This is a genomic window from uncultured Dialister sp., assembly GCA_900314595.1.
GTDB lineage: Bacteria > Bacillota > Negativicutes > Veillonellales > Dialisteraceae > Dialister.
This window is the reverse complement of record OMVW01000002.1, coordinates 113,563-136,684: the sequence shown is the minus strand read 5'-3', so window position 1 is coordinate 136,684 and position 23,122 is coordinate 113,563. Positions and strand designations below refer to the sequence as shown.

Genomic DNA, 23,122 nt, shown 5'->3' with positions numbered 1-23,122 from the left:
TGTTCAAAAACTCACTTTACACGTTCAATATAAGCGCCGGTACGGGTATCAATGCGAAGAACTTCGCCCTGATTGATGAAAAGCGGAACAGAAACGATATAGCCGGTTTCCATAGTTGCCGGTTTGGAACCGCCGGTCGCAGTATCTCCGCGAATGCCAGGTTCTGTTTCAACTACCTTCAGTTCTACGGAATTCGGGATATCCACACCGATAATTTTTCCATTGAAGAACATAACAGTGCATTCCATTTCTTCCTTGAGGAAATTAATCTTGTCACCAAGTTCTTCCTTGTTCAACATAATCTGTTCAAAGGTTTCGCTATCCATAAAGCAGTAAGAACCATCTGCTTCATAGAGGTACTGCATCGGCTTACGTTCCACAGTGGCCGGCTGCAGTTTGATACCTGCATTGAATTTACGCTCCACTACGGAACCGGTCTGAAGATTCTTAAGTTTTGCACGAACAAAAGCAGCACCTTTGCCTGGTTTTACATGCAGAAATTCGATGCACTGCCAAACCTGGCCATCAAGTTCAACGGTAAGACCCGGGCGTAAATCATTACTAGAAATCATTTAAATTTTCCTCCTGCTAAAATTTTAAAAATGTTTTGGGAAATTGTGTGAGAATGGAAATACCATTCTGTTTTATTACCACCGTATCTTCGATACGGACTCCACCAGTTCCGGGGATATATACCCCCGGTTCAATAGTTTCGGTCATGTTGCATTGAAGGACAGAGGAATCCCGGGCTGCCAGCACCGGAGATTCATGAATTTCAAGACCTACGCTGTGACCAAGCGCATGGATAAAATAAGTGTCCAGTTCATACCTTTTCAGATAGTCCCTGGCTGCAGCGTCTGCATCACAAGCCCGGCAGCCCGCCTTCAGAATGCCTTCCATAAATTCAACGCATCCAAGAACGCTGTCATACAGATAACGCTGGCGGCCGGAAATATTGCCTATCGAAACGGTACGGGTAATATCGGAATGGTAACCTTTATAAATCGCGCCAAAGTCAAAAGTAACAAGTTCCCCATTCCTGATGATTTTTTCTGTTGCCGTACCATGAGGATACGCTCCGCGCTCTCCGGAAGCCACAATTGTATCGAAAGATTTTCCCTCAGAGCCGGCTTTGAGCATCTCACACTCCAGTATAGCCATGAGCTGCCTTTCCGTAACACCGGGACGGATAAAAGGAATCGTATTTTTAAAGCCTTCATCGGAAATAGAACAGGCTTTAGCAATCAGTTCTAATTCTTCTTCAGATTTAATTCTCCGAAGCTCGTCTACCGGGCAAAATTCAAAAAGAACATCCTCCATTGCCTCATCAAAGGAAAGATATAATTTGTAGGAAAGTACAGATTCAATACCCAGTGTCCGGACATGATGTTTTCTGGCAAGTTCCGCAATACAATCAGCCAGTTTTCCTTTATAATTAATTACCTGACAGCGAGGAGCTTCCACTTTTGCCTGCTCTATGTAGCGGCTGTCCGTCAAAATATAGAAATCGTGGGGAGTCAGGAGCAAATAACTGTCTGACCCGGTGAATCCGCTGATGTAACGGCAGTTTTCATCTTTCTGAACAAACAATGCATCTACACACTGTTCCCTGAGAAAGTCAGAAATCAAATTTGAATCAATCACGCAATCACTCTCTTCCATTTTCATCTAATAATACAGTATCCGAAGAGTTTTGTCTAGAAAACAAGGGCTCATTACCTCAATATCTGGGGCTGTTTCTCTTTGGAATCAAAGGTTTTTTTCTCCAGATGGGCTGTAAAATTAAGAGAGTTTAATACATTCAGATTTTCGGGATAATGCTGCACTTCGGTAATGGACGCATTGGAAAGTGCCAGATTCCAGGAACAGGCAAGAGGAATATGAATCAATCCGCAAATAATGGTCCGAAGTGCTGCGCCATGAGAAACGATTGCATAAGTCTTTTCATCACCCAGGGAAATCAGCCGGTCAATTGTCTTCATGCACCTTTCCTGACACTGCTTGAAAGATTCCCCGCCGGGAAGTTCAATATTACCGGGGTTGTGAAACATTTCATCCATCATGCCCGGCCATTGGGAATTGATTTCATCAAAGGTCTTTCCTTCCCACTGACCAAAGGATAATTCCACCAGATTGGAATCATACTCGACGGCTAGCCCCTGTCTTTCTGCTATGGCCTCAGCAGTCCGGGCCGCGCGGATCAGGGGGCTGGAAACAATACCATCAAGCTTCTTCAATTTTAACCATTCAGCAGCTTTCTCAGCCTGCTCCTCCCCGAGACCGCTCAGCCTGATATCAGTCCGTCCCTGAAATTTCCCAGCTTTGTTCCAGACCGTTTCGCCATGGCGGACGAAATAAAAAGTAATCATTCTATCCAGACCTTTCTCAGCGCTTCTATAAATTTGTGATTTTCATTTTTTCTACGGACCGCAAGGCGAAAGAATGAATTGTCCAGACCATCATAATTCCCGCACTGCCTGATCATGATTTTATAGGGAAACAGGAAATTCTGCAGTTCACCGGAATCCCTGATTTCCCCGGTCAGCCGGCATAAAATAAAGTTAACCATCCCTGGATATATAAATAGCCCATGAAAATGAGATAATTGATTTACAAATTCTTGCCGCTGCTCTCTGCAGAATTTCCTGGATTCCAGAATATACTCCTGATCCCGGGCCGCATGGGTCATATACAGCTGGACCGGACCATTCACATTCCAGGGAATCAGGCTCTTTTTTATCAGAGCCGTGATATTTTCTGACGCAAAAGAACAGCCGATTCTGAGTCCAGGGACCGCATAAAATTTGGTCAAGGACATAACGATGATCAGATTGGGATATTTAGAACAAAAACTTCGAAATGAAACATCTCCTACGACGAAGTCGATAAAGGATTCATCAATAACCACATAACTATCTCTTTGAACGGCAGCTTCCATAAGAGCCCTGAAAGTAGAGGAATCGATCAGATTGCCATCAGGGTTATTGGGGTTCCCCAGATAGAGAAGAGATCGTTTTTCCATCATTGAAATAACTTTTTCCACGGGAATACGGAATTGTTCAGATTCCATCAGGTAGAACGTTTCTACAGGAATTGACGCAGCCATGGCTGATAAACGGTACTCGCTGAAAGAGGGAGCCGGTACCAGTACTTTTGACGGCTTTAAAACATGCAGAACCGTATACATCAGTTCCGTTGCCCCATTGCCAATGGCAATCATTCCGGAAGGAATATGATAGCATTCCGAAAGAGATTCTGTAACATCTCTTGCCTCTACATCAGGATATCTCGTTGTTTCAATTTCCCAGAAACGTTCTATAGCCTTTCTCCCCTTCGGAGAAAGGCCCATTGGATTGATATTAATGCTGAAATCTAAAATGCGATTACGTTCTTCCGGAGAAAATGAAAAAACTTCGCCTCCATGTCTATAACTTGTCAAAGTCATTTCTAGTGCCCTTTCTGTACTGCATTCCCTGATTGGTAATTTCTACGATATCAAGAAACTGCATCCGGTTCCCAATGCGAGATTCCAACGCCGAACGAATGCTCCCTGCATTTACAGTTATTGGAAGTATCAGGCCAAGCACTGTACCGCTGTGGGCACAAATGACACCTTTTCCTCCCAGAGAAATCCCTGATTTGTAAAAATCATCAAGTTGCTTTTTATAGAGAATTTTCTGATTCGCAAAAGCACTTATAGTTGCTGCCTTACCAATAAGATCGATAGAGTTTTCCCGAATACCCATTTTAAAAAGCTCAAGCGCATGAGCGATATCCTTTTCGTTGCTTTTCTGCAGATCAATTAAATCATTTCTGGAATTAAACTGCATGGTATCGATTTCCCCACCGCAGTCATATATCAGGATCTGAAGGGAAGGACAATGTCCAAGTTCATGAATCAAACGGCCCTCGCGATAATCGAACTGGACTACCCCCTCAAAGAAAGTTGCATCGCTTGGCTCAATACCGAGTGCAATATCTGCTATTTCACGGGGCGATAATGATTTTCCACAACACAGGGCCGCTGCCTGGGCCACCGCACTGATATCTGCAGTGCTTGATGCCATCCCCTTACCTTTCCGGATAGTTGATTTTAATAAAATGGAAACCTGTTTATCAGGGCAGCCAAGATATTTTAATGTATTTATCTTTGCTGATTCCGCTTTGGCCGGAAGGACTTCAAAACTTCCCCTTTCATCAGCAAAAGCATAAGCAAACCGGTTAATTGGACAAGTCACCATAAAAGAGGAACCATTCATATAGCCCTGGATAAATTCCCCGCATGACCCCGGTGAACTTACAATATACGCCATAGATTCCCCCTGGTAAACAATAAAAACAGAAGAGCAAGAACAGCTTCCGTAACTTCAGTCACAAATCCATAGGTGTCTCCCGTAGTTCCGCCAATTTTTCCGACAATCCAGCGGTTTAAATAGAGCCCCAGCAAAAGAGAGGCGCCAGCAAGGAGAAGATATATAAATCCGAAATAAAGAGCGGGAATTAATGCAAAGACAGTGGCAAGTGGAACTGCGAACCGGGGACGATAAGCAGCAAATGCCTTCCCCATGCCATAAGGTCTGGCATAGGGATATTCGCAGATACTTATGACCAGATTCAACCGCCCCAGGACAGGACAGGCAATCAATATCAGATAAAGGGATTCCTGATTGGAACCAAGGCTGAGAGTATAAAGAAAAATAAATATAATAATAGACAGCATGCCAAAGGAGCCTATCAGACTGTCTTTCATAATTTCGAGACTTCTTTCCCTGGATCTGCCTGAAAACAGCCCATCTGAAGAATCCATCAAACCATCAGCAAGGGTACCACCAGAAATAAAAAGTTCGCCAATTACAATCAGGAACGCCGTCAGGTAAGGTACCTGCAGAGGCCGGAGAAGGAAATAAATCAGGCACATGAAAAGCCCGATAATCCATCCATACACAGGAAACCAGATGACGCTTTTCCCAAACTCTTCATCCTTCCAGATTGTTTGTGTTGATAAATGAATGCGGGTTAAAAATTGAAGTCCCACAAGAAAAGAATTCATTGAATCACCAGAATGCAAATATAAGAACTGATTCTATAACAATAAACAGAATAGTAGCCACATACATCATAAGGATGGATTTTTTTATGTGATCCGCCTTAAGGACACGATCTGGATCCCCCATGTATTCCCGGAATTCAGGTTTTCCTTCGTAATAGTTATATCCGCCAAGACGGATATGGAGCGCACCAGCAACCGTAGCCTCCGCATAGCCTCCGTTGGGAGAAGGATGCTTCGGAGCATCCCTTAATCCTATCGATTTGGCATTTTTCCAATCCAGATTAAGAAGAGCAGCAGCAGCCACAAAAAGCAAGAATGTGATTCTTGCAGGAATATAATTCAGTACGTCATCCAGTCTGGCCGCAAAGCGCCCGAAGAAAAGATAGCGTTCATTCTTATACCCAAGCATAGAATCCATCGTATTTCCGGCTCGATATATCATAGCTCCGACAGGGCCAAAGAAGAGATACCAGAAAAGAGGTGAGATAATACCATCTGTTGTGTTTTCCGCGATCGTTTCTACCGTACCCCTTGCGATATCACTTTCATCGAGATTTTCGGTATCTCTGCCCACAATCCAGCTGAGCCGTTTTCTGGCAGAAATAATATCTCCCTTTTTGAGAAGTCCATATATTTCCAGGCCATCCCGAGCAAGGGCTCTTGGCGTAATGGTAAAATACAATACAATAGCACTGACGGCCGCATAAATCAGGATTCCTCCCCAACGAGCGAGGTAAACAAGAATGAAAGTAAATAACCCGACCGTGAACAGTACAAGAAGAACTGTAATCATTCCACGAAAGAACATGTTTTCATCAGATTTTTTCTGATCAGGATAAAATAGTCCTTCATAGAAGGAAATCAGCCTGCCAATAAGCACTACCGGATGATAATCCGACCGGGGATCTCCGCAAATCGTATCAATGATCAGTGCCACAATGGGAATCAGGGCGCAGAAGGAAGAATGTATCAAGCTTTCCAAATTATTCATTCCTCAGGATTTCATAAAATTTATCCATATTAAAGTGCTTTCTTACAGTTTTGGCCAAACGATCGAATTCTGCCTCCTTATAGGCCCTGTATTTAAATTGAACAGGAAGGTCTTTCAGCCCTTTTTTCCGGCGGAGCGCATTGATAACGGCACGGCGAAGTTCATCATTATCAAAGAGGCCATGGCAATACGTACCAAAAACATTACGTGCCTCATTAATAAAGCCATCTTTCAGATCGACCTGATCCAGGCTGCGCTGAACGATGTGGAACAGGGACTGGGCGGGATGTACCAGAGTCGTTTCACCCATATGGATTTCATAGCCTCTGAGACCCTTTCCTGAAAATTCCATGTCCAGGAATGGGAGAGATTCACAATCAAAAGTAACCTGATATGTATTCTTTTTGCCATGCATGGAAGTTACATAAGGCAGAAGGCCAAGACCATCAACTTCATCATTATTGCTTTCTACATGAAGCGGATCGCAGACTTTTTCTCCCAGCATCTGGAAGCCGCCGCAGATGCCAATAACCGGCACTCCTTTCGCCGCCATTTCTTGAATTTCTTTGGAATAGCCCTGTCTTTTCAGATATAACAAATCTTCAGTCGTATTTTTACTGCCCGGCAGAAGAATCAGATCCGGATCACCAATCATATCTCCCTGCTGTACGAAACGAACATTAACATCCGGTTCGTGATTCAGGGCATCAAAATCAGTAAAATTAGAGATCTTAGGAGTCTGCATGACCACGATATGTATATCGCGCATCACGTGGTCACTTGGAAGGTCCTGAAGGGAAACGGAATCTTCATCGTCAATACCAAGTTTATCAAGATAGGGGATGACACCTACGACCGGAATACCGGTTTTTTCTTTAAGGAATGTCAGGGCTGGTTCAAGAAGAGTAATATCCCCTCTAAACTTGTTGATAACAAGACCTTTTACCAGTTCGCGTTCGTCCGGGTCAAGGAGCTCGAGAGTCCCTACTATGGATGCAAGTGCGCCTCCTCTGTCAATATCGGCTATCAGGAACACCGGCGCCCGGCATTCTTTAGCAATGCGCATATTCACGATGTCATTCTTTTTCAGATTAACTTCAGCCGGACTCCCCGCCCCCTCGATGACAATAGCATCGAAATGGCTTTCCATATAGTCAAGGCTTGTTTTAACGGACTCCCAGGCCTTCTGACTGTAATTATTCTGATATTCGGAAGCGCTGTAATTCCCAACAGACTCTCCCAGAAGTATAACCTGAGAGCAGGAATTACCAGTTGGTTTTAAAAGGACAGGATTCATCTGGACAATTGGAAGGGTTCCCGCAGCTTCTGCCTGAGCCACAGTGGAGCGTCCAATTTCCCCACCCGATAAGGTCACATAAGAATTCAATGCCATATTCTGCGCCTTGAACGGTGCCGTTTTATAACCATCCTGAGCAAGGATACGGCAGAATGCAGTCGTCAGGATACTCTTGCCGACATGGGAACTGGTTCCCTGAAACATAACTCTTTTTGCAATTTTTGTCATAACAGCTCCACTCCTCTTTCTTTGAGCTCTACTGTGATTCCGGCAATGGAGAGATATACCTTGTCTGCCCTTTTTGCTATGTATTGGTTGGCCAGCCCGACAAGATCCCTGTATACTCTGCTCATTGCATTGGCCGGAACGATACCCATACCAAGTTCATCAGAAACAAATATGATTTCTTTGCCTTCCATTATGGCCAGCTTGGAAAACATATGATTTAAATCCTCTTCCAGAACCTGCTGCAACTGGGTTAAATCGGAAACGCCTAATGTCTCAACAGTAATACCTTTCATGTGGTCCATCAGGATATTGTTAACATACATTGTAATACAGTCAAACAGGACCGTATCCGCTTCATCAAGTATGGTATCCATATGTTCCCCAACGGCATGCATGACCTCAAAAGTTTTCCAGTCAGAAGGACGCCGTTGTCTGTGCAAAATCACCCTGTATTTCATTTCATCGTCAAGAATCTGGCTTGTTGCTATGTATCCTTTTCTTTTCCCTGTAGAATGATACATCAGCTTTTCGGCAAATTCACTTTTCCCGCTTCTGGCACCTCCCAGCACCAGATAAATTTTATTTTTCATGCCCATTCACCACCTCCATCCCGATTTTCGAGAAACAATTTTACTATTAAATAATACCATAACTACAACTACCTTTCCAGAAATTCACAACGCACTTTTAACGAAAGCAACCATGGATTCCCTAAATGTCCGGGTTAAAAGGATTTATACTTTTCAATGACTTAGAAATGAGATAAAATAGAAACAATTACAGAGTAAAGCTCATATAGGAGGTTATTTTATGCAGGAAGAAAAACAACCGGATTTATACCGTATCGATCTGATGCGGACTTTATGGGAAAATACCTTTAGGGGAACGATTTTCAATTATAAAGAGCAGTATGTAGCAACCGTTCGCCTTATTTTCAGTATCCCGCTGGACAGGAGTGAAGTTCCCGCCAATGCGCCTGAGGTAAACCCGGCAATTATTGTACTGGTGGAAGATACCACATTATCACCTATTGAAATTGTCGATTTTGAGCAGGCTATGACTCCTATTCTGGCCAAACGACTTGCAAGCAAATATTTCCAGCCTGACCGGATTATGTACTTCTATCCAAGCCCTGTTGATGGTGCCGAAACAAAAGCGGCAAATGATGCAGGTACAATCAGTGCAAACTGATCCTTTTTTCTCATGAATTCCTGACAAACAAGATAAAATAAAAAGGATGAGCCTTAAGGCTCATCCTTTTTATTTTATAATTATTCAGCGGAAATAAACATGGGATAAAGCGGCTGACCGCCATCATACATTTCGAAAGTCACATCAGGATAAGTTTCTTCGAGACGGTCCAGTTCTTTTCTACATTCTTCTTCGGAAAGGGTGTCTCCATAATAAACGGTCACTATTTCAGTCTCATCATTAATAATGATTTTCAGTACTCCGTCAAGGCATTCCGCAAAATCCTTTTTTGCTATAACTTCATGATTTCTTGTAATGCCCATGAAATCATCTTTGTGAATGACTGATTTTCCCACTATGCTGTCTCTGACGGCGGTGGTAATCATGGCAGAAGTAATTTCGGAAACTCTTTCCTTCATGGCAGAAAGATTTTCTTCCAGTGTATTTTCTTCTGAGAATGCCATGGCTGCCGCAAGCCCTTCCATCGGGTTGGTTGAAGGAACAATATGGACCTTTTCGCCCAGCATCTTCTGGAGCTGCTGAGCTGCCAGAATGATATTTTTATTATTGGGAAGGATGATATATTTATCATAATTCCCATTATCCATGCCATTATTTAATTCTTGTACGGAAGGATTCATGGACTGTCCGCCTGAAACGACATCAGCTCCCAATTTCCTGAACAGTTCTGTCCACCCGTCGCCAGAAACAACAGTAAGTATTCCCAGCGGTTTTTTAACGAGCTTCTGCTGCTTTTCCTTATTCTTATGGAATTGATCAACCATATTATCGCATTTGATATCATGAAGCGTGCCCCAATCTGCTGCCATGTCAAGGACATGACCGGGGCGCTGGGCATGAATATGGACTTTTACAAGATTATCGCCTTCTGCAACAATCATGGATTCGCCCCAGGCGCTCAGCTTCTTGCGTACTTCTTTTGCTCTTACTTTGCATGGGCTGATAATAAATTCAGTGCAGTAAGGATATTCGATGGAGAAGGATTCCCCTTTTGCTTCCAGCCGGCTAATTACAGGTTTTACTTCGACTTTGATGTCCTCAACCTGACCGGTCAGCCCATTGAGACAGCCCATGAGGAAGAAAATCAATCCCTGACCGCCGGCATCTACTACATTGGCATCCTTTAAAATCTGAAGCTGTTCAGGAGTCCTGGCCAATGCTTCATTGCCGCAAGCAATAGATGCTTCGAGAATTTTACTGAAATCCGTTTCTGTACGGATAAATTCTCTTGTGCCTTTGGCTATGCCTCTTGCAACAGAAAGGATGGTCCCCTCTACCGGTTTTGTAACCGCACGATATGCATAAAGAATGCCATACTGGAAAGCTTTGCTCATTTGCCCGCAGGATGCGGTTTTTTTACCATGAAGTCCGCGACTGATGCCATGAATAATCTGGGAAAGGATAACGCCGGAATTGCCTCTGGCTCCCATGATAGCACCGGCAGCAGCCTTCTCAGCCAGGATTCCCACCGGCTGATCTGTATTCTCTTCAGCAATCATGCTGTACATGGATTTCAATGTATTCAGCATATTGTTTCCCGTATCACCATCCGGTACAGGGAATACATTCAGCTGATTAATAATCTCGTATTTCTCCTGAAACAGTTGATATGCCCCGGTCAGCATATTCTTGAAATAAACTCCATCAATGACATTATACATATTTATGTCCCCCATTATTTGGCACTTTCAAAAATAATTCCCGTCAACCCAGGTCCCAGATAAGATGCCAAAACAGGGGTACCGGTTGATAAAGTTACTTCAACGTCCGGATATTCTTCCTGGACTTTAGCCTGTAAAGCCCTGCCGCCCTCTTCATTTTCAAGATGTACGATTCCAATCCGTTTGCAGGGGGAATTCTTATGAAGGTAATCAATCATCGCCGCAGCCGCCTTTTTACCGGTTCTGACTTTGGCCAGCACATCGACTTCATTTTTATCATTAAGGTAAATCACCGGTTTAATTTTCAGTATACTGCCAATGAGACCTGCCGCCTTGCCGATTCTTCCCCCTCTTCTGAGATAATCAAGAGTATCTACTGTAAAGGTAGTCCGCATATGGTCGGCTGCATCGAGAAGCTTTGCTGAAATTTCCTCAAAAGTGAGCCCCTGGTCAATCAATTCAACCGCGTCTTCAACAAGCTGCATCATCCCGATAGCAGTCGTCCTGGAATTGATAACCGTAATATTTTTTCTGCCGGACTGCCGCGCAGCCAGTACTGCGCCATTATAGGCGCCACTGACCCCGGATGTGAGGCATATGACTATAATCGGGTCCTCCGGAGCGATTTCATTAAAAATCTTAATAAAATCTCCCGTGCTGGGCTGGCTGGTCTGAATGGCCTTTTTCGTCCTCTCAGAATAGTCAATCACTTGTTCAATAGTGGCTTCATACTCCGAAACATATTCCCCATTAATGGAAATAAATAATGGAATAATCCGGATGTTCTTGTGAGAATCCAGAAAATCCTTTGGTATAGCAGCTGTGCTATCCACGACTAAATGAATCATAGCAAAAGAGTCCTTCCTGTTATTTTATTTTTCTCCGGCTTTCCTTTTAGCTTTTCTATCAGCAAACTCTTTCAAAAGCTGCTGGTAGTCGTCTTCATCATATCCATTGGTTGCCAGAATGTATTCCTTGATTTTCCTTCTCTGAAGAGCTACGTTCATAGCGGAAAGCTCAAAAGGATCTAGTGATATGCGGGCAAGCATTTCTCCGGTGGAAGAATATCCCACAATTCCTTCGCCCAGAAGATCCACCAGTTTTTCTTTTTTAACAACTTCGCAGAAAGTCCTGAAAAAGCGTTCCGCTTCTTTTTCCATACTATTGCGGATTCGTTTGTATTCATCTGCTTTATTCGCAGGAATTCTGAATCCGTCAATTTCAACATATTTATTTGGCAAATTAAACATAGTATCACCTGTAATTTTACATTTTCCCACTTCTTAAATATATAACTCAATAAAGCTTTGGTCAAGTTTTATACCATAAGAATATAACGAAATAAGCAAAAATTTTTATATCTTTGAATTGAATTAAAAATATACTTCTGTTACACCAGCTCCCCCATTTGTTGGATTTGCTTCACGATACTCCCGCACAAAATTAATACCGGATAAATACTCCCGAATTCCCTTCCTCAATTTGCCGGTACCTTTGCCATGAATAATCTGAACAGGAGAGATTCCAGCCATAAAACAGTCATTAAGGAACCTGTCAACCTCGGGAATAGCCTCGTCAACAGTTTTTCCTATGATGTTCAGGCTCGTATAAACAGTTTCAACAGTAGAAGCAATATTTTTTGATTTTTGTGGAAGTACCATTGTCTTCTTCAATTTAGAAGGTTTTTCTGTCTCAAAGAGATGATTTCTTGTCACTTTTACATTAATCATCCCACATTCAACAGAAACCGTATTCCGATTAACGCTGACAATTACACCTTCGCTGTCAATAGTATCAATATAAACCCACTGGCCTGCTTTTATTTTGTCTGCCGGCAGAGGATTACGCCTGTTATCTTTTGACGGAATAGATATTTGATTAATTCGGTCTCGAGCACAAGAGATTTTCATTCCCAGTTGTTCTTTTGACAGAACTGCAGCATTTTTCTTTAGTTCTTTGATAATAGATTCAGATTGGACTCGTAAATCCCGCTTCATATTTTCCGCTTCCTGACGTGCTTTATCAAGAATGGAGTCCTTCTTCCGGAATAAGTCATCCCGTTCGATGACCAGCTGTTTATGGAGCTTTTCCGCCTGCTGCAGCTGATGATCAACTTCTTCTTTTTCTTCATCCATCTGCCGGCTCTGGATATTCAGCTTTTCCATGATCTCATCCATTTTATGAAGAGGTGATGACTCCTTGAGCATAACAGCACGACCCAGAATCACATCAGGCATACCGAACCGCCTGCAGATTTTAAATGCATTACTGTTTCCCGCCACTCCGATAATCAGCCGATAAGTGGGAGCCAGTGTTTCCTCATCAAATTCCACAAAAGCATTTTCAATCCCCTTCGTCTCATAAGCAAGCTTTTTCATTTCGCTGAAGTGGGATGTAATAATAGAGGGAACACTGTTCATTTGCAGATATTCCGTAACTGCCTGTGCCAAAGCAGCCCCTTCAACTGGATCAGTACCAGATCCCAGTTCATCCAGCAGAACAAGATCGTTTGACCCGGCTGTCGGTAAAAATGACACCATCTGCGTGATATAGCTGGAAAAAGTGGACAGGTTATCCTGAATGCTCTGTTCATCTCCAATAATCGCGTAGATATGATCATATATCGGAAGAACAGATCCTTCCTCCGCCGGTATGAAAAGGCCAGCCTGGTTCATAAGCGCAAGAAGTCCTGCTGTTTTAATAGCAATGGTCTTACCACCTGCATTGGAACCGGTTATTATAAGAATTCGGAAAGTTTTGCACAGAGTCAAAGATACAGGTACTACCCTGTCAGAGGGGATAAGAGGATGCCTAGCTTTTCTCAGGTCCAGAACTCCTTTCCCGGATATCACAGCCTTCACCGCTTTCATGGCTAATGCCAGCCTTGCCCGGGCAAAAATAAATTCTATATTTGTCGCAATACGACAGTTATCTCGAATAATGGAAACGGATTTCTTTACCTCTCCTGTCAGCCGGCGGAGAATTTCCTGAATTTCCTGCTTTTCAGCAGCCTGTAATTCTGCAAGATCATTATTGAGTTGTACAGATATCATAGGTTCCATGAAAAGCGTCTGGCCCGTTGAAGAGCGATCATGAATAATCCCGCTGAATTTATAACGATATTCCTCCTTGACCGGTACTACATACCTTCCGTTTCTCTGGGTAATAATGGAATCCTGCAGATACCCTGCCGTATCCCTGTCCTGAATGATTCTCTGAAAAGACCGGCGGATTCTTGCCTTTACCGTTTCTTTCTGCGTTCGAATTCTATAAAGCTTGAGAGATGCCTGATCCTTAATTTCACCATGCTCATCAAAGACCTGGAAAATATGTCCAATCAAACTGTCCTGTGTGACAATTAAAGAGGCTATCCCTTCCAGCTCAGGATAAAGCAGGTGTCGTTCCCCTTCGAAATAATGGTGCATTTTTTTATAAGTATCCAGAGAACTGGCAAGGTCCAGAAATTCTTTCGGCATCAAGATACTGTCTTTTCCTGCTTTTCGGAGAATATCCCTGATGTCGCAGGTTTCACCAAGAGGTGTCGTGATTTCTCTTTGAAGCAGCAGGAAAGCTTCTTCGGTTTCCTTTAAAAGTTTCTCTACTTCCTCCGGTACATAAGAAGGTTTCAACTGAAGTGCTGCTTCTTTAGAGAGTGCGGATGGCGCCGCTTCTGAAAGCATTCTCTTTATTTTGTCAAATTCAAGGATTTCAAGTACATCTTTATCCATTACAAAACCCCTTTAAAAAAGTGTCCTCTTGTAACTCCTTTTTGTTCAGGACTAAACGCGTTAGCACGTGTATATTTTCCTTTCGGGAACTTTTCTGAATCTCCCAGAATCACATGAAGAGGTTCCCCGATACCTCTTACGTCCATAATTAGAGAGGTAAGGCCTGCTTCCGTCAATTCTTTTAAATAGGGACGCATATCCAGCCGGTTACAGTTTAAGATATGCATATGGCACCATTCATCTGTTTTGATAGGGAAAAGTCTTCCTTCAGAATCCTTCAGGCTGAAAGAATCATGCATGCAATAACCGGGACAATGATTTTTATCCTTATCCCCCATAACGGCATTAATTACACAATACTCTGAAATCATCATTTCCTGATTTCCGTAAATGACAGCAGCCAGAGGTATAGAAGCTCCGGAAATCATATCCCGAATCTGAGGCAGTGTCGCTTCCTGGGACACTATAGCACCGCTCATCCCCCACTCATCTGCCGCTTTGAGTGCTTTGCTGTTAAAAATATTAAAAGACGAACCTGCTATGATTGGTGCTTCGATTCGATTATTTTCAATAGTCTGCAGAAAGCCGGGATGCTCCAGAATGATTCCATCCGGTTTTAACGAATCCAGAAATGGGAGAATCGATGCTGTTTTTTCGAAATTTTTCTGGCGTACAACCCGGGGGGTGGCAAAGTAAAGACGGCATCCTTTATTTTTGGCAAATGCTAATGCCTCCTCATACTGTGCATTGGAAACAACCCGATGGTCATAGGATTCCCCGCCGAAAATGAAATGACGAATGCCTTCTTTCCAGGCTTCTTCCAGTTGGCTCAGAGAACATGTTCGAAGCAGAATATGCGGATACTTTTCCCCCAGCCGCTTTTTTGGAGCAGACAGGCTGAAATGGCCGTCCTTCACTCCGGGAATAGTCTCTTCATGAAGCCGGGCACGAAGCTGCTGTATTTTTTCAATTCCTTCAGCCCGCATATGGTTTAACAGGCTTTTGGGAACCATGCAGCCCTCATTCCTGATTTCAACAGATTGAACCGTAAACCAGGTATTTCCAAGACGGGACAGCTGCATTTTAATTTCTTCGTCCGAAGTCACTCTGGAAATAGCGGTTTCCGCTATATATTCAGAACAGATTCTTACAACATTTGATAAATCATCCGTCAGGACAAGACTCAATGGTTTTCCTGGAAAAGCATTGAACTGCAGGTGCAAAGGGATTTTTCTCCTGAGGTCCCTGAACTCGAAGGATTTCTTCTCCGGTTTCATCACCCAGTATACCTTGCCGTTTTTTGCAGGTTTTTCCCCGGAATAAAAGACTTTTATAGAAAGGTTTCTGACCTGTCTTATATCGTCGGAAGGAATAAAAGCAATCGTTTCCTTCTGCGTTTCATAGGAAACACCGGCCGGGTTCCTATGCGGGGTGAATTTAGGTTGGAAAATGAAATATTCATTATTAATGGTCCCGATGTTTCCTGCATCTATACCATGGTTCCCGGGAGCCTTTCCTGTAAACATATCACTACCGATGTGGTCATCAAGGTATCCGGACGTATATCCGCGATTAAATTCTTCTTTCAGGGAAAGTTCCAGTAAATCTGTATCGGCCTTTAGTCCCCTTTCCACAAGGTCTATGACTCTCCTGTAGGCAGAAATCGTATTATAAACATATTCCGGGCTCTTCATCCTTCCCTCTACCTTCAGTGATGCTACCCCGGCTTTCATAAATTCCGGAATGCGATGAATACCAAGCATATCCTTAAGGCTTAAAATATAATCGCCTTTCCGGTTACATATCAAGCCTTCTTTGTTGACAAGCTTATAAGGCATACGGCATGGCTGGGCACAGGCTCCCCTGTTTCCACTTCGTCCACCAATGAAACTGCTCATAAGACACTGACCAGAATAGCACACACAGAGAGCACCGTGAACAAAAACTTCGATTTCCACATCGGTCGAACGAACAATGCGGCTGATTTCATCCAGAGATAATTCACGGGATAAAACAACTCTCTGAAATCCCAGCTTTTTTAAGAAACGTACTTCATCTTCATTGGATACCGTCATCTGGGTGCTTGCATGAAGAGGGATCTGGGGAGCATATTCACGGGCCATGGCAGCAACACCGAAATCCTGCACTAGAAGTCCATCCACAGGAATCGTATTGAGGTACAAGAGATAATCTCTGAGTTTATCCATTTCTACATCGCCAATCAGCGTATTCAAAGTTATATAGACGCAGGTACCGTGCAAATGAGATTCCCGAACTGCAGATTTCAACTCTTCATCTGTAAAGTTTCCAGCAAATTTCCTGGCACTGAACAATTTACCGCCAAGGTAAACAGCATCCGCTCCCGCATCAAGCGCCGCCTTAAGATGGGCCGGTGAACCGGCCGGTGCCAGTAATTCCATGATTTCCTCCCGATTTAAAATGTAATCAAACCTTATTATAAACCTTCTGCACAACATCTATTTAAAATTATAAGATAAAAAAAGAAGACATTCAATGAGATGAATGTCTTCAACATTTGTAAAATAACTATTTTACCTCGGCTTCATATCTTGCAAGAGTAAAGCATAAATCAGACAAACGGTTCAGATAGCGGATATCCACTTCATGAACATCTTCATTTTCGCTGAGACGCCACATATCTCTTTCAGCACGACGGACAACAGTGCGGGCCACATCAAGGAAGCTTGCGCTCTGTGTGTCTCCCGGGACAATAAAATGATTGAGTGGAGCAAGAGAATCTGTGTACTGATCGATGATATGTTCAAGATTGGTCACATGTTCCGGCGTGATATTCGGTTCTTTGCCAACACTGGCAATATCCGCCATAAGAAGCCAGAGCTCTTTTTGAAGCTTGAAAATAGTTTCTTTCACATTGTCATGAGAAGCAAAAGCACGAGCCTCACCTAATACAGAATCGGCTTCATCCACAGTACCATAAGTTTCAACGCGAAGACTGCCTTTTGATACTCTTTCACCAGTGTAAAGACTTGTTTTACCCTTATCACCTGTACGTGTATATACCTTTGCCATGACAAACTCCTTATTTGCTTAATTCAGGGAACCAGAGACCGATTTCTCTTGCAGCGGTTTCCGGAGCATCAGAAGCATGAACCACATTCTCATCAATGGAGGTAGCGAAATCTCCACGGATGGATCCGGGAACTGCTTTCAGCGGATCGGTAGCGCCATTGATCTGACGGACTGCTGCAACTGCATTTTCGCCTTCAATAACCATAGCCAGTACCGGGCCGGAAGTAATGAAAGCGATTAAGTCTTTGAAGAAGCCTTTGCCTTCATGTTCAGCATAATGTTTCTTGGCCAGTTCTTCCGGAACCTGAATCATCTTGATTGCGTGAATAGTCAGTCCTTTTCTTTCAAAACGGGAAATAACCTCACCGCAGATGTGTTTTTTTACGCCGTCCGGTTTAACAAGTACAAGAGTTTTTTCGATGTTAGCCATAAATATGAACCTCCTTAATAAGAATGCATTTCTGCTGCAATTTCACGCAGCTTCTCTACCCGTTCCTCCGTAGATGGATGGGTTGAAAACAGATTTGCCATACCGCCTGCACCGGTTAAAGGGTTAATAATAAACAAACCGGATGTGGCAGGTTTTGCATTGGCCATAACCCTGTGGCGGGCATAGGCATCAAGTTTCATCAGGGCACTTGCCAGAGCCATCGGCTTTCCAGAAATTGCCGCTCCGGAAGCATCAGCCATAAATTCGCGGGATCTCGATAAAGCCAGTTGTATAAGTGTGGCCGCAATAGGAGCTACAAAAACAGTGACAAGGAGAGCAATTGGATTAGTTCCATTGCCATTCTCATCCCGTCCTCCCCCAAATATAGCAGTCCACTGTGCAATATTGGCGATGTAGCTGATGGCTGTAGCTATAGAAGCCGCCAGTGTCATAATCAGTGTATCACGATGACGGATATGTGACAACTCATGACTTATAACTCCTGCCAGTTCATCACGGTCCAGCATGGAAAGAATTCCTTCTGTCACTGCCACGGCCGCATGGTTTTCATTTCTTCCTGTTGCAAAAGCATTCGGAACACCAGTCGGTATTACATAAAGTTTTGGCATCGGCATATGAGCCCTGGCCGTCAATTCACGTACCAGTTCAAAAAGTTCAGGTACTTCATTTTCACTGAGTTCCCGGGCATTATAGGCTCTTAGTGCCATTTTATCACAATTCCAGTATGTGTAAAAATTCATAGCAAAGGAAAAAATCAGCATCATGAAAGCGCCCTGACTGCCGCCAACTGCCCCACCAACTGCCATCAGGACAATACTGAGGAGTGTTAAAAGAATTACAGATTTAACTCTATTCAATAGAACCGCTCCCTCCCATAGAAAAAGATGAATATGTATAAATAAAAAAATGGTCGGAACGACATGATTCGAACATGCGACCTCTACCACCCCAAGGTAGCGCTCTACCAAACTGAGCTACGTCCCGACAATTGCTACAAGTAATAGAATACACAATAATTAAGTTTTTGTCAAGTCAGACTGCCATAATGCCAGACTGATCGAAATCAAGAATAAGATATCGGGAAATGATGTTCTCTTCTGCAAATCCACGAACCATGGCCTTCCCAACTTCTTCTGCTCTATCTTTTGGCGAAAAAGCAATAATAGTTGGACCAGAACCACTGATTGTTGCCCCATAAGCGCCAGCTTTTTCTGCATTAGAAATAACATTTACAGCTCCGGGAATCAAGCCCAGCCTATAAGGTACATGAATCACATCATCAAGACCAAATTTAAGATATTCCGGTTTCTGATACATGAAGGCAGCCATAAGGAAGGAAACCGCACCAATGTTATGAACTGCATCATTTCTGGAATAATTTTTAGGAAGAACAGCTCTGGCCTTTTCAGTATGTAACTCGAAATCAGGAATAGTAACCACGGCTTTCCAATGAGAAGGTATATCTATCCGTTCAGCGGTAACTTTTCCTTCTTTCAGCAAAGCCATGCAGAATCCGCCTAGAATAGCAGGTGCCGCATTATCAGGATGTCCCTCCATCTCGGCCGTAATATCCAGAATTTCTTTTCTCTCAAAAGGTTCCCCCATAAGCATATTGGCGAGAAATACACCAGAAGCAAGGGCAGCAGAACTACTTCCCAGTCCTCGGGCAAAAGGTATACGGTTAATAAGGTACATATGGCCGCCCGGAATGTTTTTCCCTGCTCTTTCGGCAGTTTCAGACATTGCTTTAATAATCATATTATCAAGTCCGGAACTAATCTGATCTACTCCTTCACCTTCTGCCTTAATTTCCGTATCAACAAGGGCTCTCCCCGGAATCGGCACAAATTGAACTACATTATATAATCCCAGAGACATGCCGAGCGTATCAAATCCACTCCCTATATTAGCCGTTGTCGCAGGAACTCTGACGATGTAAGTTTTATTTTCTGTCATCTTCCAAAACCCTCACTATGTTTGCTACCTGTCTCATGCACGGAAGAACCTGCAATGCTTTTTCAACGTGAATAATATTTTCTCTTGGTGTCTGCTGCGTAATAATCATTAATTCTGCAGCATCTTCTATACGGCTTTTTTGCACAACTTCCTTGATACTGATATCATTATCTGCATATGCAGAGGCAATTTGAGAAAGCACACCCGTCACATCATCAACGATAAGGCGGAAGTAATAAGAATTTTTAAGTTTTAGAGAAGAATAAAATGGAATTCTCTTTGTTTCCGTCAACATCATACCGGTTCCAGTAGAATGGTTCAGAATATGTTTTGCCGTACTGATGACATCCCCCATAACCGCACTGGCAGTTGGTAAAGATCCAGCCCCCCGTCCATAAAACATAACATCATCAACAATATTTCCTGTCACATAAATTGCATTATATGAGCCTTTTACAGAAGCCAAAGGATGACTTCTGGGAACGAATGCGGGATACACATTCAGTGCAATCCCGTTCTCCTGACGGATTGCCACAGCCAGAAGTTTAATTGTGTATCCCATTTCGCTTGCATATTGGACATCATTCTGCGAAATTTTTTCGATTCCCTCTACCAAAACATCATCAAATGTCACATTTGCATGGAACCCGATTGATGCAAGAATCGCAAGCTTCCTGGCTGCATCATATCCTGCTACGTCATTGGTCGGATCAGCCTCCGCATATCCCTTCTTCTGTGCAATCCTGAGTGCATCATTGTAACTGATGCCGGCATCATCCATATTTGAGAGCATAAAATTTGTCGTACCATTCACAATACCGATAATGCTTTCAATTTCATTGGCAGCCAGCGAATCATGCAAAGGCCTTAAAATCGGTATACCTCCGCCAACACTGGCTTCACAGCTGAAATTTACAGAATTTTCCATAGCCGTATGCATAATTTCCGGTCCAAACAATGCGACAAGATCTTTATTAGCACTAACTACATTGATATGATGCTTTAGTGCCTCAAAAATATATTCCTTTGCCGGATGAATTCCTCCCATAACCTCTATCATAATATCTATGGTGTTATCTGAAATAATATCAGCAAAGGAATCAGTAATATTAACCTGGTTTAAAATCGCAAGATTTTTATACTTGTCCGGATGACGTACAAGCACATGTGTAATCTGAAAATGACAACCGATAACATCTTCTATCAATTTGCCATTCCGTGCTATAGTCTCAGCTACACCACTTCCCACTGTACCAAATCCAAGGAGTGCCACATTGATATTCTTCATTTAAATTCTCCTCCTGATTTCATGAGCAATGACTGAATTCCTTTCAAATCCAGTAGAGATTCTTTCAAGTATTGCAGACTGAGATCCGATTCTTCTGTGCGAAAATTGACTACAAGAGAGGCAAATTTCCCTGACATTCTCGTCTTAGTGCAAGAAATAAGTTCATTTCGATCTTTTAATAGCCGGCGAAGTATCCGACTGTACAAAATCGTATCATCCTGCATGATTATAAATAATACTACAAAATGATCCTCCTTGTCACTATTTGCTGATACTACATGATCTTTGTATTTGTAATAAGCGCTACGACTGATTTCAACTTTTCTCACTGCCTCATTAATAGAACCACAAGTTCCATCTTTTAACAATTCTTTAACTTTGATTGTTTTCTTGATTGCCTCAGGTAAAATCTGTAAATCAACCAGATAAAACTGCTTGTCATCTTTTTTCATATCAAATCACTCCGGCAATAACCGAATTTGACCTACCGGTAAAAATCACAAAGAACTATTTTTAATAAAGGAATCGGTTAACTTTCTATAAGAAATAAGATTTACACAATTTTCCTTAATTTTATTTCGTACGGATAATGAAGTGAGTCCTTTTAACTCTTCTTCGCCCCGATATCCCCAATGAAATTCGGATTCCATTGCTAATTCATCAGCCGAAGGATGACACATCCACTCGCTGACTCCATCCTTTAACCGATCAATAATAGCGAGCATACGGGATTCATAAAAATGTCCCCCATACATCATCCCCCAAAAATAATCATTAGTCATTATTCCCATTTGATAGAGTTGTTTTCGATGAAGTCTGGCCATCGTAGATAGCCCGCCCTTGGCTGTAAACCGGAAAAGTTGTTGTGGCTTAATGCTAAACCCGAAGCAGAGTTGTTCATCAGGAACACGCATACATGGAATATGATACTTTTTAGCCAGCGTCATAGCAATGGGGAAAAAATGATTCCACATATGCATATGCTGATGTCCATCAATATGAGTAACTGGAAGACCGGTATCCAGTATTTTTTTGATTTGTGCATCCCATTCACGATAAACATCATCTGCGCGGATTAAACCATTTAAATCTCGCCTGATCAAATCAATATAATTGGAACATAGCCGCCCATGTTCCCAAGTGATAGTGGGAACCTCTTCTGCAGGCAGGACAGATGGAAGGCTCCCGACGAGGGTCAGATGAATTCCAATGCCGATTTCTTTCATAGAACGGGCCATATGGACAGCCTCCTCAAAGGCAGTACCCCCTGCCATCAAGGATGTGCTTGTCAGGATTCCAGATTCAAATCCACGGTAAACTGCACGATTCACTGCAGGATGGATACCGAAATCATCTGCGTTAACTATCAGAAATTTAGCCATAATCGTCCTTTCCGGAAAAAGATATTCATATTGAAATTTCAGGAAAAATGAAACAGTATAACGGCAGCAGCAATGGAAACATTTAATGATTCCACTGATCCCTGAAGTGGTATGTACAAGTTTTTATCGGTCATATTCAGAATTTCCGGGCGAATACCATTACCTTCATTACCAAATACAAAAACCCCATCAGGGACTTCTCCAATATTTTTATAAGGCACTGCTTGATGAAGTGACGTTCCATAAAATGGAATGCCACATGCATTTTTGAATTTCAGTAAAAAATCAAAATCTGCATGTTCATAAACAGGGATCCGCAATATACTCCCCATAGAACTCCGAACGACCTTTTCAGCATAAGCATCGGTGCATCCTTCTGTCAGAATAACAGCGTGAACGCCGGCAGCAGCTGCAGTCCTGAGTATGGTTCCCATATTTCCAGGATCCTGCACAGAATCAAGAATGACATAATGACCTTTCAGTGGTTTTAAAAGATCATTCCAATCATATTTTTTCTTATGAGAGATTACCATGATTCCCTGTCCATGCTCGGTACCTGAAATCAGCTTCATAATACCGGCAGTTACTGAAAAGAGCTGCCAATGGAGAAGTTCTGCCGAATCCATAATTTTATTCAATCGCGGATTATCTATAATTTCTTCACTGATGAAACCAATACAATCAGTAATACCCTGCAGGCAGGCGTCCTCTGCACTTCTAAGTCCCTCGAGAAGAAAAGCATCATAACGATCGCGGTATTTTTTTTGTTTCAGTTGTAGTACAACCTTGATCAAATGATTATTTCTACTGGTTATATTCTCCATATA

Annotated in this window: 23 protein-coding genes and 1 tRNA gene; 1 reads left to right on the top strand and 23 read right to left on the bottom strand. The window is 42.7% G+C overall.

The features are described from left to right. Nucleotides 1-11: 11 nt before the first annotated feature. The 9 genes from efp to cobU all read right to left on the bottom strand — a co-directional run bounded on the left by efp (nucleotide 12) and on the right by cobU (nucleotide 8,156). Nucleotides 12-572 (bottom strand): elongation factor P, encoded by a 561-nt coding sequence (efp, locus tag QZN42_RS01615; RefSeq protein WP_296953972.1) that lies wholly within the window; start codon nucleotides 570-572, stop codon nucleotides 12-14. Nucleotides 573-588: 16 nt separating this feature from the next. Further along, nucleotides 589-1,644 carry a Xaa-Pro peptidase family protein gene (locus QZN42_RS01610; protein ID WP_296953971.1) on the bottom strand — a complete coding sequence of 352 codons (1,056 nt, stop codon included), beginning with the start codon at nucleotides 1,642-1,644 and terminating at the stop codon, nucleotides 589-591. A gap of 71 nt (nucleotides 1,645-1,715) precedes the next feature. Continuing rightward, nucleotides 1,716-2,369 carry a histidine phosphatase family protein gene (locus tag QZN42_RS01605; protein WP_296953970.1) on the bottom strand — a complete coding sequence of 218 codons (654 nt, stop codon included), beginning with the start codon at nucleotides 2,367-2,369 and terminating at the stop codon, nucleotides 1,716-1,718. Then, nucleotides 2,366-3,445, bottom strand: coding sequence for a histidinol-phosphate transaminase (locus QZN42_RS01600; RefSeq protein ID WP_296953969.1), 1,080 nt, complete (start codon nucleotides 3,443-3,445; stop codon nucleotides 2,366-2,368). Before QZN42_RS01600 ends, QZN42_RS01605 begins: the two co-directional genes overlap by 4 nt. Next, complete coding sequence (locus QZN42_RS01595) at nucleotides 3,426-4,313, bottom strand: GHMP kinase (RefSeq protein WP_296953968.1); 888 nt, start codon at nucleotides 4,311-4,313, stop codon at nucleotides 3,426-3,428. The genes QZN42_RS01600 and QZN42_RS01595 overlap by 20 nt, the downstream gene beginning before the upstream one ends. Beyond that, complete coding sequence (locus QZN42_RS01590; RefSeq protein WP_296953967.1) at nucleotides 4,298-5,050, bottom strand: adenosylcobinamide-GDP ribazoletransferase; 753 nt, start codon at nucleotides 5,048-5,050, stop codon at nucleotides 4,298-4,300. The genes QZN42_RS01595 and QZN42_RS01590 overlap by 16 nt, the downstream gene beginning before the upstream one ends. 4 nt (nucleotides 5,051-5,054) lie before the next feature. Next, entirely contained in the window at nucleotides 5,055-6,041 is a 987-nt protein-coding gene (cbiB, locus tag QZN42_RS01585; protein ID WP_296953966.1) for an adenosylcobinamide-phosphate synthase CbiB, read from the bottom strand. Beyond that, nucleotides 6,034-7,557: a cobyric acid synthase gene (locus QZN42_RS01580; protein ID WP_296954028.1), complete on the bottom strand. Its 1,524-nt coding sequence runs from the start codon at nucleotides 7,555-7,557 to the stop codon at nucleotides 6,034-6,036. The genes cbiB and QZN42_RS01580 overlap by 8 nt, the downstream gene beginning before the upstream one ends. Nucleotides 7,558-7,562: 5 nt before the next feature. Then, entirely contained in the window at nucleotides 7,563-8,156 is a 594-nt protein-coding gene (cobU, locus tag QZN42_RS01575) for a bifunctional adenosylcobinamide kinase/adenosylcobinamide-phosphate guanylyltransferase (RefSeq protein ID WP_296953965.1), read from the bottom strand. A gap of 220 nt (nucleotides 8,157-8,376) precedes the next feature. Here cobU and QZN42_RS01570 point away from each other — a divergent pair, with 220 nt between their 5' ends. Further along, entirely contained in the window at nucleotides 8,377-8,757 is a 381-nt protein-coding gene (locus tag QZN42_RS01570) for a hypothetical protein (RefSeq protein WP_296953964.1), read from the top strand. 80 nt (nucleotides 8,758-8,837) lie between these two features. Here QZN42_RS01570 and QZN42_RS01565 read toward each other — a convergent pair whose 3' ends face one another. The 14 genes from QZN42_RS01565 to QZN42_RS01500 form a co-directional block, all read right to left on the bottom strand. Beyond that, nucleotides 8,838-10,439, bottom strand: coding sequence for a DAK2 domain-containing protein (locus tag QZN42_RS01565; protein WP_296953963.1), 1,602 nt, complete (start codon nucleotides 10,437-10,439; stop codon nucleotides 8,838-8,840). A gap of 14 nt (nucleotides 10,440-10,453) precedes the next feature. Further along, a complete protein-coding gene (locus QZN42_RS01560; RefSeq protein WP_296953962.1) occupies nucleotides 10,454-11,287 on the bottom strand; it encodes a DegV family protein in 834 nt (277 codons plus the stop codon). A 24-nt stretch (nucleotides 11,288-11,311) separates the two neighbouring features. Next, nucleotides 11,312-11,689, bottom strand: coding sequence for a hypothetical protein (locus QZN42_RS01555; protein ID WP_296953961.1), 378 nt, complete (start codon nucleotides 11,687-11,689; stop codon nucleotides 11,312-11,314). Nucleotides 11,690-11,812: 123 nt separating this feature from the next. Then, nucleotides 11,813-14,167 carry an endonuclease MutS2 gene (locus tag QZN42_RS01550; RefSeq protein WP_296953960.1) on the bottom strand — a complete coding sequence of 785 codons (2,355 nt, stop codon included), beginning with the start codon at nucleotides 14,165-14,167 and terminating at the stop codon, nucleotides 11,813-11,815. Further along, nucleotides 14,167-16,587, bottom strand: a complete 2,421-nt coding sequence (locus tag QZN42_RS01545) for a U32 family peptidase (RefSeq protein ID WP_296953959.1) — start codon at nucleotides 16,585-16,587, stop codon at nucleotides 14,167-14,169. Before QZN42_RS01545 ends, QZN42_RS01550 begins: the two co-directional genes overlap by 1 nt. 127 nt (nucleotides 16,588-16,714) lie before the next feature. Beyond that, nucleotides 16,715-17,218 carry a cob(I)yrinic acid a,c-diamide adenosyltransferase gene (locus QZN42_RS01540; protein ID WP_296953958.1) on the bottom strand — a complete coding sequence of 168 codons (504 nt, stop codon included), beginning with the start codon at nucleotides 17,216-17,218 and terminating at the stop codon, nucleotides 16,715-16,717. A gap of 10 nt (nucleotides 17,219-17,228) precedes the next feature. After that, on the bottom strand, nucleotides 17,229-17,648 hold the full coding sequence (gene ndk, locus QZN42_RS01535) for a nucleoside-diphosphate kinase (RefSeq protein WP_296953957.1): 420 nt from the start codon (nucleotides 17,646-17,648) through the stop codon (nucleotides 17,229-17,231). A 14-nt stretch (nucleotides 17,649-17,662) separates the two neighbouring features. Beyond that, nucleotides 17,663-18,526: a zinc metalloprotease HtpX gene (htpX, locus tag QZN42_RS01530; protein WP_296953956.1), complete on the bottom strand. Its 864-nt coding sequence runs from the start codon at nucleotides 18,524-18,526 to the stop codon at nucleotides 17,663-17,665. A 50-nt stretch (nucleotides 18,527-18,576) separates the two neighbouring features. Then, nucleotides 18,577-18,653: transfer RNA gene (locus QZN42_RS01525), tRNA-Pro, on the bottom strand. Nucleotides 18,654-18,701: 48 nt separating this feature from the next. After that, nucleotides 18,702-19,625 (bottom strand): homoserine kinase, encoded by a 924-nt coding sequence (thrB, locus tag QZN42_RS01520; protein ID WP_296953955.1) that lies wholly within the window; start codon nucleotides 19,623-19,625, stop codon nucleotides 18,702-18,704. Further along, nucleotides 19,612-20,913, bottom strand: a complete 1,302-nt coding sequence (locus tag QZN42_RS01515) for a homoserine dehydrogenase (RefSeq protein WP_296953954.1) — start codon at nucleotides 20,911-20,913, stop codon at nucleotides 19,612-19,614. Before QZN42_RS01515 ends, thrB begins: the two co-directional genes overlap by 14 nt. After that, complete coding sequence (locus tag QZN42_RS01510; RefSeq protein ID WP_296953953.1) at nucleotides 20,910-21,365, bottom strand: amino acid-binding protein; 456 nt, start codon at nucleotides 21,363-21,365, stop codon at nucleotides 20,910-20,912. Before QZN42_RS01510 ends, QZN42_RS01515 begins: the two co-directional genes overlap by 4 nt. Before the next feature lie 45 nt (nucleotides 21,366-21,410). Next, nucleotides 21,411-22,295: a ChbG/HpnK family deacetylase gene (locus QZN42_RS01505; protein WP_296953952.1), complete on the bottom strand. Its 885-nt coding sequence runs from the start codon at nucleotides 22,293-22,295 to the stop codon at nucleotides 21,411-21,413. A gap of 38 nt (nucleotides 22,296-22,333) precedes the next feature. Next, a complete protein-coding gene (locus QZN42_RS01500) occupies nucleotides 22,334-23,119 on the bottom strand; it encodes an RNA methyltransferase (RefSeq protein WP_296953951.1) in 786 nt (261 codons plus the stop codon). Between the last annotated feature and the right edge of the window lie 3 nt (nucleotides 23,120-23,122).